At 67.0% G+C, this 13387-nt stretch carries 15 protein-coding genes; 9 read left to right on the top strand and 6 right to left on the bottom strand.

Going from position 1 to position 13387, the window contains the following annotated elements:
* Positions 1 to 374 precede the first annotated feature (374 nt).
* From purC to purL, 4 genes are all read left to right on the top strand, one after another.
* The gene (gene purC / locus VGV41_RS10100; protein ID WP_326863685.1) at positions 375 to 1142 is read left to right on the top strand and encodes a phosphoribosylaminoimidazolesuccinocarboxamide synthase; all 768 of its coding nucleotides are present in this window, start codon (positions 375 to 377) and stop codon (positions 1140 to 1142) included.
* Positions 1143 to 1240: 98 nt separating this feature from the next.
* Positions 1241 to 1486: a phosphoribosylformylglycinamidine synthase subunit PurS gene (gene purS, locus VGV41_RS10095; RefSeq protein ID WP_326863684.1), complete on the top strand. Its 246-nt coding sequence runs from the start codon at positions 1241 to 1243 to the stop codon at positions 1484 to 1486.
* A 13-nt stretch (positions 1487 to 1499) separates the two neighbouring features.
* Positions 1500 to 2201: a phosphoribosylformylglycinamidine synthase subunit PurQ gene (gene purQ / locus VGV41_RS10090; RefSeq protein WP_326863683.1), complete on the top strand. Its 702-nt coding sequence runs from the start codon at positions 1500 to 1502 to the stop codon at positions 2199 to 2201.
* On the top strand, positions 2202 to 4421 hold the full coding sequence (gene purL, locus VGV41_RS10085; protein ID WP_326863682.1) for a phosphoribosylformylglycinamidine synthase subunit PurL: 2220 nt from the start codon (positions 2202 to 2204) through the stop codon (positions 4419 to 4421).
* Positions 4422 to 4582: 161 nt separating this feature from the next.
* Here the strand turns inward: purL and VGV41_RS10080 are convergent, their stop codons facing one another.
* Positions 4583 to 5464: a cysteine rich repeat-containing protein gene (locus VGV41_RS10080; protein ID WP_326863681.1), complete on the bottom strand. Its 882-nt coding sequence runs from the start codon at positions 5462 to 5464 to the stop codon at positions 4583 to 4585.
* Positions 5465 to 5662: 198 nt separating this feature from the next.
* Between VGV41_RS10080 and VGV41_RS10075 the strand changes: the two genes are divergently transcribed.
* From VGV41_RS10075 to VGV41_RS10065, 3 genes are all read left to right on the top strand, one after another.
* On the top strand, positions 5663 to 5902 hold the full coding sequence (locus VGV41_RS10075) for a BolA family transcriptional regulator (RefSeq protein ID WP_326863910.1): 240 nt from the start codon (positions 5663 to 5665) through the stop codon (positions 5900 to 5902).
* A 144-nt stretch (positions 5903 to 6046) separates the two neighbouring features.
* On the top strand, positions 6047 to 6379 hold the full coding sequence (gene grxD, locus VGV41_RS10070) for a Grx4 family monothiol glutaredoxin (protein ID WP_326863680.1): 333 nt from the start codon (positions 6047 to 6049) through the stop codon (positions 6377 to 6379).
* A gap of 13 nt (positions 6380 to 6392) precedes the next feature.
* Complete coding sequence (locus VGV41_RS10065; RefSeq protein WP_326863679.1) at positions 6393 to 6671, top strand: hypothetical protein; 279 nt, start codon at positions 6393 to 6395, stop codon at positions 6669 to 6671.
* 9 nt (positions 6672 to 6680) lie between these two features.
* Here the strand turns inward: VGV41_RS10065 and VGV41_RS10060 are convergent, their stop codons facing one another.
* Positions 6681 to 7556: an aldo/keto reductase family oxidoreductase gene (locus VGV41_RS10060; protein ID WP_326863678.1), complete on the bottom strand. Its 876-nt coding sequence runs from the start codon at positions 7554 to 7556 to the stop codon at positions 6681 to 6683.
* A 94-nt stretch (positions 7557 to 7650) separates the two neighbouring features.
* Here VGV41_RS10060 and VGV41_RS10055 point away from each other — a divergent pair, with 94 nt between their 5' ends.
* Entirely contained in the window at positions 7651 to 8547 is an 897-nt protein-coding gene (locus VGV41_RS10055) for a LysR family transcriptional regulator (RefSeq protein WP_326863677.1), read from the top strand.
* Here the strand turns inward: VGV41_RS10055 and VGV41_RS10050 are convergent.
* Both VGV41_RS10050 and rpsD read right to left on the bottom strand, forming a co-directional pair.
* On the bottom strand, positions 8544 to 9458 hold the full coding sequence (locus tag VGV41_RS10050; protein ID WP_326863676.1) for an MBL fold metallo-hydrolase: 915 nt from the start codon (positions 9456 to 9458) through the stop codon (positions 8544 to 8546). The two genes, VGV41_RS10055 and VGV41_RS10050, sit on opposite strands and share 4 nt — an antisense overlap.
* A gap of 93 nt (positions 9459 to 9551) precedes the next feature.
* Positions 9552 to 10169 (bottom strand): 30S ribosomal protein S4, encoded by a 618-nt coding sequence (gene rpsD, locus VGV41_RS10045; protein WP_326863675.1) that lies wholly within the window; start codon positions 10167 to 10169, stop codon positions 9552 to 9554.
* A gap of 296 nt (positions 10170 to 10465) precedes the next feature.
* Between rpsD and VGV41_RS10040 the strand changes: the two genes are divergently transcribed.
* Positions 10466 to 11092 carry a TerC family protein gene (locus tag VGV41_RS10040; protein WP_326863674.1) on the top strand — a complete coding sequence of 209 codons (627 nt, stop codon included), beginning with the start codon at positions 10466 to 10468 and terminating at the stop codon, positions 11090 to 11092.
* Here the strand turns inward: VGV41_RS10040 and murI are convergent.
* Positions 11089 to 11874 (bottom strand): glutamate racemase, encoded by a 786-nt coding sequence (gene murI / locus VGV41_RS10035; RefSeq protein ID WP_326863673.1) that lies wholly within the window; start codon positions 11872 to 11874, stop codon positions 11089 to 11091. The two genes, VGV41_RS10040 and murI, sit on opposite strands and share 4 nt — an antisense overlap.
* Positions 11875 to 11967: 93 nt before the next feature.
* On the bottom strand, positions 11968 to 13278 hold the full coding sequence (purB, locus tag VGV41_RS10030) for an adenylosuccinate lyase (protein WP_326863672.1): 1311 nt from the start codon (positions 13276 to 13278) through the stop codon (positions 11968 to 11970).
* Positions 13279 to 13387: the final 109 nt, after the last annotated feature.

The raw sequence follows: 13387 nt of genomic DNA, 5'->3' as shown, positions 1-13387 counted from the left end.
TCACGATCTCTCACATAACGCGTGGGCGCGCCTGCCGGATTGATTCAGCGCAACGAATGCCGTCGGCCGATGAGGCCGCCTTGCGCTCGCGCCCGCGCGTGCACACATTCTATCGTGTTCTATCGCGCCTTGCATATCGCCGCGCCAGGGTCAAGGCAACGTCCCGGCGCGCATTTGCGGCGAAAATGCGGAGTGGAAAACACCGGATCGGATCGATTGTGTCGCCCAGACCGTTGGGCTAGGTTGCCCACGTGTCCGGAGCTTCAGCGCGAGATTCGCGCGATTCGTCCGGCCCGCCGCCGCGGATCTCGATTTCGTTTGCAACAGGAGCCACGGCAAATCCGATGGACTTTCACAAACCACGGTACACTCCAATGAGCCGCCGTCGCCGCATCTATGAAGGCAAGGCGAAGGTCCTCTATGAAGGCCCCGAGCCGGGTACTTTGATTCAACATTTCAAGGACGACGCGACCGCCTTCAACGCCAAGAAGCACGAGATCATCGAAGGCAAGGGCGTCCTCAACAACCGCATCTCCGAGTACGTTTTCCAGCACCTCAACGACATTGGCGTGCCGACGCATTTCATCCGCCGGCTCAACATGCGCGAGCAGTTGATCCGCGAGGTCGAGATCATCCCGCTCGAGATCTGCGTGCGCAACGTCGCCGCCGGCTCGCTGGCGACGCGCCTCGGCATCGAAGAGGGCACGCAGCTGCCGCGCTCGATCATCGAGTTCTATTACAAGAACGACAAGCTCAACGACCCGATGGTGTCGGAGGAGCACATCACGGCGTTCGGCTGGGCCTCGCCGCAGGAGATCGACGACATCATGGCGCTGGCCATCCGTGTCAACGACTTCCTCTCCGGGCTCTTCCTCGGCGTCGGCATCCGTCTCGTCGACTTCAAGATGGAGACCGGCCGGCTGTGGGAGAACGACACGATGCGCATCGTCGTCGCCGACGAGATTTCCCCGGACAGCTGCCGGCTGTGGGACATCAAGTCGAACGAGAAGCTCGACAAGGACCGGTTCCGCCGCGACCTCGGCGGCCTGCTCGAGGCCTATACCGAGGTGGCCAAGCGCCTCGGCATCATGGCCGAGGGCGAGCGCCCGCAGGGTACCGGCCCGGTGCTGGTGAAAGGCTGAGGACGGCGTCCCGCCGTCATTGAGCCGAATCCGCAAGGATGCTAACCGGGGGCCCTGATGGCCCCCGTTTTGCTTTTAATTCCGCGTTGGGAACCCCGATGAAAGCCCGCGTCACCGTCACCCTGAAATCCGGCGTGCTCGATCCCCAAGGCAAGGCGATCGAGGGCGCGCTGCGCTCGCTCGGCGTCGAGGGCGTCGCCAGCGTGCGCCAGGGCAAGATCTTCGACATCGAAATCGAGGGCACTCCCGACCGCGCCAAGGCGGAAGCGCTCTTGAAGCAGGCGGCGGACAGGCTGCTCGCCAATACGGTGGTCGAGAACTATCGCGTCGACGTCGTCGGCTGAGGGAGGCTCCGCGATGAAAGCCGCCGTCCTCGTCTTCCCCGGCATCAATCGCGAGCGCGACATGGCGCGCACGTTGCGCCTCGTCTCGGGCACCGCGCCGGCGATGGTCTGGCACGCCGACAGCGACCTGCCGAAGGGCACCGACCTCGTCGTGGTGCCGGGCGGCTTTTCCTACGGCGACTATCTGCGCTGCGGCGCCATCGCGGCGCGCAGCCCCATCATGAAGGCGGTGCACGACTTCGCCGCCAAGGGCGGCCTCGTGCTCGGCGTCTGCAACGGCTTCCAGATCTTGTGCGAGGCGGGCCTGCTGCCGGGCGTGCTGATGCGCAATTCGCAGCTCAAGTTCATCTGCCGCGACGTCTATCTGCGCGTCGAGCGCTCCGACACGCCGTTCACGCGCGGCTACAATGCGGGCCAGGTGATCAAGGTGCCGGTGGCGCACGGCGAGGGCAATTACATCGCCGACGGCGAGACCGTCGCGCGGCTGGAAGGCGAGGGGCGCGTGATCTTCCGCTATTCCTCGCCGGACGGGATGATCGACCCGAACTGGAATCACAACGGCGCCATGAACGCCATCGCCGGCATCATGAACGAGCGCGGCAACGTGCTTGGCATGATGCCGCATCCGGAAAATCACGTCGAAGCCGCGCTCGGCTCGACCGACGGCCGCGGCCTGTTCGCCGGGCTCGTCGATCACCTGGCGAAGGCCGCGTAAGTGCTTCCGAACTCCACACCCATTACTCCCGAAATCGTCGCGGAACACGGCCTCAAGGCCGACGAGTACGAGCGCATCTTGAAGCTCATCGGCCGCGCGCCGACGCTGACCGAGCTCGGCATCTTCTCGGCGATGTGGAACGAGCACTGCTCGTACAAGTCCTCGCGGGTGCACCTGCGCGGGCTGCCGACCAAGGCGCCGTGGGTGATCCAGGGCCCGGGCGAGAACGCCGGCGTCATCGATATCGGCGACGGACTGGCCTGCGTCTTCAAGATGGAGAGCCACAACCACCCGAGCTACATCGAGCCCTATCAGGGCGCGGCAACCGGCGTCGGCGGCATCCTGCGCGACGTGTTCACGATGGGCGCGCGGCCGATCGCCTGCCTCAACGCGCTGTCCTTCGGCGCGCCGGAGCACGCCAAGACGCGGCATCTGGTGGCCGGCGTCGTCGCCGGCATCGGCGGCTACGGCAATTCGTTCGGCGTGCCGACCGTCGCCGGCTCGGTGCGCTTCCACGCGCGCTACGACGGCAACTGCCTGGTCAACGCCATGGCGGTGGGCATCGCCAGGAAGGACCAGATCTTCTATGCGGCGGCCTCGGGCGTCGGCATGCCGATCGTCTATCTCGGTTCCAAGACCGGCCGCGACGGCATCCACGGCGCGACGATGGCCTCGGCCGAATTCGGCGCCGATGCCGAGGAGAAGCGGCCGACCGTGCAGGTCGGCGATCCGTTCTCCGAGAAGCTGCTGCTGGAAGCCTGCCTCGAAATCATGGCCAAGGGCTGCGTCATCGCCATCCAGGACATGGGCGCGGCGGGGCTCACCTCGTCGGCGACCGAAATGGGCGCCAAGGGCGATCTCGGCGTCACGCTCGATCTCGACAAGGTGCCGTGCCGCGAAGAGGGCATGACCGCCTACGAGATGATGCTCTCCGAGAGCCAGGAGCGCATGCTCATGGTGCTCAAGCCGGAGAAGGAGCAGGAGGCCGAGGCGATCTTCCGCAAATGGGGGCTCGACTTCGCCGTGGTCGGCGAGACCACGCCGACCAAGCGCTTCATCGTCAAGCACCGCGGCGAGGTAATGGCCGACCTGCCGATCACCGAACTTGGCACGGAGGCGCCGGAGTACAAGCGCCCCTTCGTCACCGGCATGAAACTCGACGAGGTGGACGCGGCGACCGTGCACCCGCCGCATGCCAACGCCGACGCGCTCGAACTGCTGCTGGCGACGCCCGACCTTTGCTCCAAGCGCTGGGTGTGGGAGCAGTACGACCACGTCATTGGGGGCAACACCGTGCAGCGGCCGGGCGGCGACGCCGCGGTGGTGCGCGTCGAGGAGGGACCGAAGGCGCTGGCGCTGACCACCGACGTGACGCCGCGCTACTGCGAGGCCGATCCGTTCGAAGGCGGCATGCAGGCGGTCGCCGAGTGCTGGCGCAACCTGACCGCGGTCGGCGCGAAGCCGCTCGCCATCACCGACAATCTCAATTTCGGCAATCCCGAGAAGCCGGAAATCATGGGCCAGTTCGTCGGCTGCGTCCGCGGCATCGCGGAGGCGTGCAAGGCGCTCGACTTCCCGGTCGTCTCCGGCAACGTCTCGCTCTACAACGAGACCAACGGCAAAGGCATCCTGCCCACGCCGTCGATCGGCGGCGTGGGCTTGCTCGACAACTTCGAACAGTCGGCCAGCATCGCCTTCAAGCACGAGGGCGAGGCCATCCTCGTCGTCGGCGAGACCACAGGCTGGCTTGGCCAGTCGATGTACCTGCGCGATCTGTGCGGACGCGAGGACGGGGCGCCGCCGCCGGTCGATCTCACCGAGGAGCGCGAGAACGGCGAGTTCGTGCGCGGCCTGATCCTCGACGGCACCGCGAGCGCTGTGCACGACGTCTCCGACGGCGGGCTGCTGGTGGCGATCGCCGAGATGGCGATGGCAGGGCACATCGGCGCGGTGCTCGAGTCGGCGCCCGACGACGTGCCGGCGCACGCTTTCTGGTTCGGCGAGGATCAGGCGCGTTATGTCGTCACCGTGCCGGCGGCCAAGGTCGAGGCGGTGCTCGCGCGTGCCCGCGACGCGAGCGTGCCCGTGTGGCGCCTCGGCGCCACCGGCGGCAATGCGCTGACGCTGCCGGGCGAGCGGCCGCTTGCCGTCGCCGATCTGCGCGGCAAATTCGAAGCATGGCTGCCGGCTTACATGGCCGGCGAAGTCACCAACGCCTGAGACGTTTCCGCGGGCACTCTTCACCTCTCCCACAGGGAGAGGTCGACGCGCGTTAGCGCGTCGGGCGAGGGGTTACAAACTCATTGAGTCAGGAACCCCGCACCCCAACCCTCTCCCCACAGGGGAGAGGGAGTGCTCAGTACTTGTGGTGATGTTTTCGTTCAGTGCAGCGGAGCCGACACCTTCATCGCCGCGCGGCAGCGGAAGGTGAGGTTCTCCTCATGCGCGGTGAGGCAGGCGAGCATCTTGCCGCCGCCGAGACCGGCGCCGCGGCAGTGCCGGATGACATCGAGTTTGCAGGCACGCAGCACGACCGCGGCGTCGACGACCGGCGCCTTCGGCTTGTGCGGCACCGGCGCCGGCTTCACCGCCACCGGCATCGCCGGCGGCATGCCGCCCGCCGGCATCGAGGCGGCGAGATCGGCGACCGAGGTGCGGCAGTTCGGCGACAGCCGTGCGCGATGCGCCTCCAGGCAGGCGAACGCCTGCGGCCCCTCCGGGACATGCTTGCACAGGCGGCGGAAGTCGGCGCGGCAGGTGAACTTCAATGCCTTCAGCTTGGCCGGGTCGGGACCGGCGGCCGGCGGCGGGGGCGGTGGGGGAGCCACGGCGGCGACCGCCGGAGCCCGGACCGGAGCCGCGGCGGCCGGCTTGATCACGTGACGCGCCGGCGGCGGCGCGGCGACCACGGCCTTTGGCGGCGGCGCGACGGTGACCGTGGCGGCCGGGGGCGGCGGTGCGGCTGCAGCGGCAGGCGCCGGCGCCATGGTCTGCGGGGTCGGCTCCGCCTTGGCGGCGGCCGGCGCCGGCATGGTCGCGCGCACGGCCGACTGGCAGGCGCCGGACAGGCTGCCGACGTTCTTCTGCAGGCACATCAGGGCGTCCTTGCCGCCTGGCGTGACGCCCGAGCAGTGCGACATGAAGTCGGAGCGGCAGTTGGCGCGCAGCGCGCTCTGCTGCGCGCTGGTGATCTGCGCCTGCGCGGTCGTGGCGGCGAGGAGCGCTGCGCCCGCGGCCAGCGTCAAAATGATGCTGTGTCTCATCGTGAAGCCTCCGGTTTCGGTTTGTCTTGGTCCGCTTTCCGCGGACGTGTGCAAACCATTGTTACCGGCGGCGCGGATATTGTCAGCGGTAAAAATTTGGGCGCAAATGGCCGCTAGGAAACCGCATGGATTCGCGCGGGCCCGGCGTTATCGCGACGGAAGCGCCGCGCGCGGCGGCAAATGAAGGAGTTTCCGGCCATGGCGATGGACGCCGGCGAAATCGAGCGGCTGATCAAGGCCAGCATCCCCGACGCGCGGGTCACCATCCGCGACCTTGCCGGGGACGGCGACCACTACTCCGCGACGGTCGTGTCCGCCTCATTCAGGGGCAAATCGCGGGTGCAGCAGCACCAGCTGGTCTACCAGGCGCTCCAGGGCCAGATGGGCGGCGTGCTGCACGCTTTGGCGCTGCAGACGGCGGCGCCGGAGAGCGCCTGAGGGCGGCATTTCGGGGCGTTCACCGATTTCCGTGACCGCCCCTTGGGTTGGCGGGGCAATCTGCGGTACATATATCGGTCAAGAGGCGGTTCGATTCCGCGCCGGCACGAGGCCGCGCGGCGTCCGCCCAACAGGACGGAATCCATGGCCATCGAGCAATTCATCGACAACGAAGTGAAGAACAACGACGTCGTGCTGTTCATGAAGGGAACCCCGCAGTTCCCGATGTGCGGCTTCTCGGGCCAGGTCGTGCAGATCCTCGACCATCTCGGCGTCAGCTACAAAGGCGTCAACGTCCTCGAATCGGACGACATCCGCAACGGCATCAAGGCCTATTCGAACTGGCCGACCATCCCGCAGCTTTACGTGAAGGGCGAGTTCGTCGGCGGCTGCGACATCATCCGCGAGATGTTCCAGGCGGGCGAATTGCAGCAGATGCTGAGCGAGAAGGGTCTCGCCGCGCAGCAGACAGCCTGATGCGCACAGCGCCGTGACGAAGGTCCTCCTGGTCGTTGCGGCGCTGGTCGATCTGGCGATTGCGGTGCTGCTCGTCGGCGTCTCCGGTTTCGTCACCGGAGGTGGGCCGGAGAGCATGAATGCGGGCGGATTTGCCGCGGCGGCCTTTTGGGCCGCCGTTATCGTTTGTATCGCCGCGCCGGTCGTCGGCTTCATCCTCATCAAGAACGGCAGGACCGCCGCCGGACTCGCTGCCGCCTTTGTGCCGCCGGCCGGGGCGCTCGCCGCGTTTCTGCTGCCGGCGCCGTATTGAGGCCGACGGTTAGGCGGCGCGCGCCGCGATCCCGTCCAGTTCGCTCATCACTTGAGCTGACAGATCCAATTCCGCCGCAGCCAGATTCTCGCGCAGATGGGCGACCGACGAGGTCCCCGGAATGAGCAGGATGTTCGGGGCCCGCTTGAGCAGCCAGGCGAGCGCGACCTGCATGGGCGTCGCGCGGAGGCTTGCGGCGACGTTCGACAGGGTCGACGACTGCAGCGGCGTGAAGCCGCCGAGCGGGAAGAACGGCACATACGCGATGCCGTCGCGGGCCAGATCGTCGATCAGCGCGTCGTCGTGCCGATGCGCCAGATTGTAGTGGTTCTGCACGCAGACGATGTCGCATATTTTGCGGCCTTCGGCGATTTGCGCCGGCGTCACGTTGCTCAGTCCAATGTGACGGACCAGGCCCTTGCGCTGAAGGTCGGCGAATACAGTGAGCTGCGGTTCGATCGAGCCTTCGGCGGGGCCGTGCACGTCGAACATGCTGCGAAAGTTGACGACATCGAGCACGTCGAGCCCGAGATTGCGCAAGTTGTCGTGCACCGCCTGCGTGAGTTCCTCCGGGGACATGGCGGGAAGCCACGATCCGTCGGCGCCGCGGCGCGCGCTGATCTTAGTGACGATGACGAGATCGTCCGGATAGGGATGCAGCGCCTCGCGGATGATCTGATTGGTGATGTGCGGGCCGTAGAAATCGCTGGTGTCGATGTGATTGACGCCGGCGGCGACCGCTTCGCGCAGCACGGCGCGGGCGGCCTCGGGGTCCTTGGGCGGTCCAAATACGCCGGGGCCGGCGAGCTGCATGGCGCCGTAGCCGAGCCGGCGCACGGTGCGGTCGGCGAGGGCATAGGTGCCGGCTTTGTCGATGGTGGTCATGATCATCTCCCTTGCAAGATGAAGGGGAGATAGGCCTTTGCTTACCCCGCGATAATTCCGCACAATATGCACGGGCTGTACGGACTATCGAACAATGCAAGTGGACCTGGCTGATCTGAACGCTTTCCTGGCGGTGGCGCGGGCCGGCGGATTTCGCGACGGTGCGCGTGCGAGTGGCCTCAGCGCCTCCGGCCTGAGCGACGCCGTGCGGCGGCTCGAGGCAAAGCTCGGGGTCAGACTGTTGAACCGCACGACGCGAAGCGTGGTGCCGACCGATGCGGGGCGCAGCCTGCTGGAACGGCTCGCTCCCGCCTTGAGCGAGGTGGAAGCCGCGCTCGACGTGGTCAATGTTTTCCGCGATCGGCCCGCCGGTACGCTCAGGCTAAACGTGCCGGTGAGCGCGGCGCGCCTGGTCCTGCCGCGCATCGTGCCGGCGTTCCTCGCCGCCTATCCGGACATCAAACTGGAGATCGTCGCCGAGGACGCCTTCGTCGATGTGCTCGCCGCCGGCTGCGATGCCGGCATCCGCTACGACGAGCGGCTGGAGCAGGACATGATCGCGGTGCCGATCGGGCCGCGGGTGCAGCGCTTCGCTGTCGGCGCGTCGCCGGCCTATCTCGATCGCCGTGGCCGGCCCGCGCACCCGCGCGATTTGCTTGGCCACGACTGCCTGCGCGGCCGCTTTTCCAGCGGCATGATGACCGCCTGGGAATTTGAGCGCGACGGCGAGGTCGTGCGGGTCGATCCGGCCGGGCCGCTCATCGTCAGCGTCGGCACGGCGACCGATCTCGCCGTCGACGCCGCGGTCGGCGGCGCCGGCATCGTTGCGCTGTTCGAAGAGTGGCTGCGGCCGTATTTTGAGAGCGGCGCGCTCGAGCCGGTGCTCGAGCCGTGGTGGCAGAGTTTCTCCGGGCCGTTTCTGTATTATCCCGGGCGGCGTCTGGTGCCGGCGCCGCTGCGCGCCTTCGTCGATTTCATCAAGACAATCTAGGCAACCGATACGAAGCGATAGGCGCCGTCCTTTCGCTCGACCATGCCGTGGCCCGGATAGGGTAGGTGGAAGCCGATCAGGCGCGAGCGGTCGGTGGCGAGGCGGTCGAGCAACTTCTTGCGGGTCGCGACGGCCTGATCCGGGACGTGGTCGGCGGCCGGGCGCCATTGCGGATAGCGGAACGAGACGATCGCGTGCGTGAGCACGTCGCCGGCGATGATCAGCCCGTCGCCGCCGGCAAGCGCCAGCGACACGTGGCCCTGCGTGTGGCCGGGGGTGTCGAGCACGTGCACGCCGGGCACCACCTCGTCGCCCGGCTTCATCATTTTCACTCGGTCCTTGAGGGCCGCGTAATTGCGACGCGCGCCGGTGACAAAGCCCGCGCGCTCCGGCGGCAGGCCGCGCAGTGCGTTGTCGCCTTCCCAGAAATTCCACTCGTTGGCGGCGACATGGAACGTCGCGTTCGGGATCTGCAACTCGTCGAACTCGTCGACCGCGCCCCAGAGATGGTCGGGATGGCCGTGTGTGAAGATCACTTTGGTGATCTTGCTCTTGTCGATGCCGGCGGCCTGGAGATTGTCCCACAACTTGCCGGCGGTCGGCATGAAGCGGCCGCCCGAGCCCATGTCGATGAGGATCAATTCGTTGTCGCGCCTGAGTAGCGTGACATTGGTCGGCGAATTGTATTGCGTGCCGCTGATGCCGGATTCCTTAAGCACCGCGTCGCGCTCCTTGTCGGGCGCGTCGGTCGCCAGGAAGCTGACCGGCAGCACGAGATGGCCGTCGCTGACGACCGTGACCTCGAAGACGCCGTGTTTGAACGTCGTCGGCGCGGCGAAAGCGGGCAGCGCGGTGGTGGCAAGGCCGGCGGCGGTGGTGGCGAGAAAGGAGCGGCGGGTGAGGGCGGTCATGCTGGGGTCCCCGGACACATTCGCCCCCCTGAATAGCAAAATCCCCCGCCTGAGGGCGAGGGATTTGCACGCTCCTGCGAAGAGGACGCGAAATCAGCGCGAATAGTACTCGACCACCAGATGCGGTTCCATGCGGACCGCATAGGGCACATCGGTGATCGTCGGGATGCGCGCGAACCTGGCCGTGAGCTTGGCGGCGTCGAGCTCGATGTAGTCCGGCACGTCGCGCTCGGCGAGCGCCTGCGACTCGAGGACGAGCGCGAGCTGCTTCGACTTCTCCTTCACCTCGACGACGTCGCCGACCTTCACGCGATAGCTCGCGATGTTGACCTTCTTGCCGTTCACCAGGATGTGGCCGTGGTTGATGAGCTGGCGCGACGCGAACGGGGTGGGCGCGAACTTGGCGCGGAACACGACCGCGTCGAGGCGGCGCTCCAGGAGGCCGATCAGATGCGCGCCCGAGTCACCCTTCATGCGGATGGCGTCGGCGTAGATGCCGCGGAACTGCTTCTCCGAGATGTTGCCGTAGTAGCCGCGCAGCTTCTGTTTGGCCTTGAGCTGCACGCCGAAGTCGGACAGCTTGCCCTTGCGGCGCTGGCCGTGCTGGCCGGGGCCGTACTCGCGGCGATTCACCGGGCTCTTCGGACGACCCCAGATGTTCTCGCCCATCCGGCGGTCGATTTTATACTTGGATTCCAAGCGCTTGGTCATCGCGTCCTCGCGTTAATGTTGATCTTTGAGGAACCGCGCCCTCCTCTGACCGGGGTCTCCCCCGGCCCGACAGGAAAAGCCTCGAAAGCGCAAGGCCTTGCCACGGGTCGCGAAACGTCTCTGGCGGCCTTTCGGGCCGCCAGGACGCGGGGGTTGTAGGAGTGAACGCGGGCGGTGTCAAACCCTTATGCTCTTGCGGGCGGGCGGCCGAGAGGCCATTTTCCGGACCGTCAGGCCGGGCCCCTCTGGCAGTCATGGGACTGCGATGTCGGACTGATTGAGCGGGGCCCGTCCCAATGACGCTTCCTTTCGACATCACGCATCAGGCGCTTGCCGCGCTGTTCCAGGTCATCGTCATCGACTTGGTGCTGGCCGGCGACAATGCCGTCGTCATCGGCATCGCCGCCGCGGGCCTGCCGCGGCAGGACCGCACGCGCGCCATCCTCGTCGGCATCGCCGCCGCCACCATCCTGCGCATCCTGTTCGCCGGCGTGGCGGTGGAAATGCTGAGCATCGTCGGGCTCGTCTTCGCCGGCGGCATCCTCCTCCTCTGGGTCTGCTGGAAGATGTGGCGCGAACTGCGCGCCGCGCATCAGGTTTCGCACGATGAAGTGGCGGCGGCGCAGGCGCATGCGCCGCGCAAGACGCTGAAGCAGGCCGCCTGGCAGATCGTCGTCGCCGACGTGTCGATGTCGCTCGACAACGTGCTGGCGGTCGCCGGCGCGGCGCGCGAGCATCCTTGGGCGCTTGTGTTCGGTCTCGGCCTGTCGATCGTGCTGATGGGCGTCGCGGCCAATCTTGTCGCACGCCTGCTCGGCCGCCACCGCTGGATTGCCTATATCGGGCTGGCCATCGTGCTTTATGTCGCGCTGGACATGATCTGGCGCGGCTTCTGGCAGATCGAGGCGCTCGCGGGCGGCTAGAAGCCGAAGGCGGCCAGCGCCTTCTTCAATGTGGGCGGCGGCATGCGGCCGGAGGTAAATTCGATCGTCTGCGTGCCGGCGACGGCCGCGACCGGACGCTCGCGCAGCAGGTCGGCAACGCGCCGGGCGATCGCCGGCGCCGGATCGAGCCATTCGACCGGCCACGGCGCCACGCGGCGGAAGCGCTCCGCCAGCAGCGGATAATGCGTGCAGGCGAGCACGATGGTGTCGGTGTGTTGGCCTTCCTCGTCGAGAAAGCAGGGCAGAATCTCGCCCGCGATCTCGACGTCGGTCGCCGGGGTGCCGGCGAGCTCCGCCTCAGCGTAAGTGGCAAGCCGCGGCGATCCCACCAAAGCAACGTGGCAGCCGGAGGCGAATTCGCGGATGAGCGCGCGGGTGTATTCGCGGCTGACCGTTGCCTGCGTGCCAAGGACGGCGATGCGCTTCGTCCGCGATTGCGCGCAGGCCGGCTTGATCGCCGGCACGGTGCCGACGAAAGGCACGGTGAAGCGGGCGCGCAGGTCGGCGAGCGCGATGACAGAGGCGGTGTTGCAGGCGACGACGATCAGGTCGGGCGCGTGGCGGGCGATCGCCGCGCCGATGACGTCGGCGATGCGCGCGATCAGCTTGTCTTCCGGCTGGTTACCGTAGGGGAAGCCGGCGTCGTCCGCGAGATAGACGAATGCCGCGTCCGGCCGCGCCGTTTTGACCTCGCGGAACACGGTCAGGCCGCCGACGCCGGAATCGAACACAAGGATGGTCGGCGGTGGTGTCTCAGGCATGGCGCGGGCGAATGGGCGGGGCGTGTTTGGCTTGCTCAGTTAGCATGAACACATGTCCCGCAGACAATGGCGGTTCGACGGCAAAGCTCGCGCTCAGGCGGCGCCGAACACGCGCCTGAAAATCGTGTCGACGTGCTTGAAGTGATGGCCGAGGTCGAAATTCGCCTCGAGCTCCTTGTCGCTGAGCGCCTTGCGCACGTCCGGATCGGCCTTGAGCAGCGCCAGGAAGTCGTTGCTCTCGCCGCTCCACACCTTCATCGCGTTGCGCTGGACGAGACGATAGGCGTCCTCGCGCGCGACGCCCTTCTGCGTCAGCGCGATCAAGACGCGCTGCGAGTGGATGAGGCCGCCGAGCCGGTCGAGGTTCTTCTGCATGTTGGCCGGGTAGACCAGCAGCTTGTCGATCAGGCCGGTGAGCCGCGCGAGGGCGAAGTCGAGCGTCACGGTCGCGTCCGGCCCGATCATGCGCTCGACCGAGGAGTGCGAGATATCGCGCTCGTGCCAGAGCGCCACGTTCTCCATCGCCGGCGTCACGTAGGCCCGCACCATGCGGGCAAGCCCGGTGATGTTCTCCGACAGCACTGGATTGCGCTTGTGCGGCATCGCCGAGGAACCCTTCTGCTTCTCGGAGAAGAACTCTTCGGCCTCCAGCACCTCGGTGCGCTGCAGATGGCGGATCTCGATCGCCAGCCGCTCCATCGACGAGGCGATGACGCCGAGCGTCGCGAAATACATCGCGTGGCGGTCGCGCGGGATGACCTGCGTCGACACCGGCTCGACGGCGAGGCCCATCGCCTTGGCGACGTGCGCTTCGACGCGCGGATCGACCTGCGCGAAGGTGCCGACGGCGCCGGAGATGGCGCAGGTCGCCACTTCCTTGCGCGCCGCGACCATGCGCTCGCGCCCGCGCGAAAATTCCGCGTAGGCCTGCGCCAGCTTCAGTCCGAACGTTGTCGGCTCGGCATGGATGCCGTGCGAACGGCCGACGGTGGGCGTCATCTTGTATTCGAAGGCGCGGCGCTTGAGCGCCGCCAGCAGCGCGTCGAGATCGGCGATGAGGAGATCGGCGGCGCGCACGAGCTGCACGTTGAGGCAGGTGTCGAGCACGTCCGACGAGGTCATGCCGGAGTGCATGTAGCGCGCTTCCGGCCCGACGATCTCGGAGACGTGCGTCAGGAAGGCGATGACGTCGTGCTTGACCTCGGCCTCGATGGCGTCGATGCGGTCGATGTCGAACTTCGCATCCTTGCCCTTGGCCCAGATCGTCTTTGCCGCATCCTTCGGAATGACGCCGAGCTCGGCCATGGCGTCGGCCGCATGCGCCTCGATCTCGAACCAGATCTTGTATTTCGTCTCCGGCGACCAGATCGCGGTCATCGCCGGGCGGGAATAGCGGGGGATCATGTTTGTTTGCCGAAAATCATTGAACCCTGTCATCGCCGGGCTTGTCCCGGCGATCTCGCTTAGATAGGCACTGCGTCCCTTATCGGGATGGCCGGGTCAAGCCCGGCCA

Source organism: Pseudolabrys sp. (assembly GCF_035943735.1).
GTDB lineage: Bacteria > Pseudomonadota > Alphaproteobacteria > Rhizobiales > Xanthobacteraceae > Pseudolabrys.
This window is presented reverse-complemented; position numbering and strand designations above follow the sequence as displayed.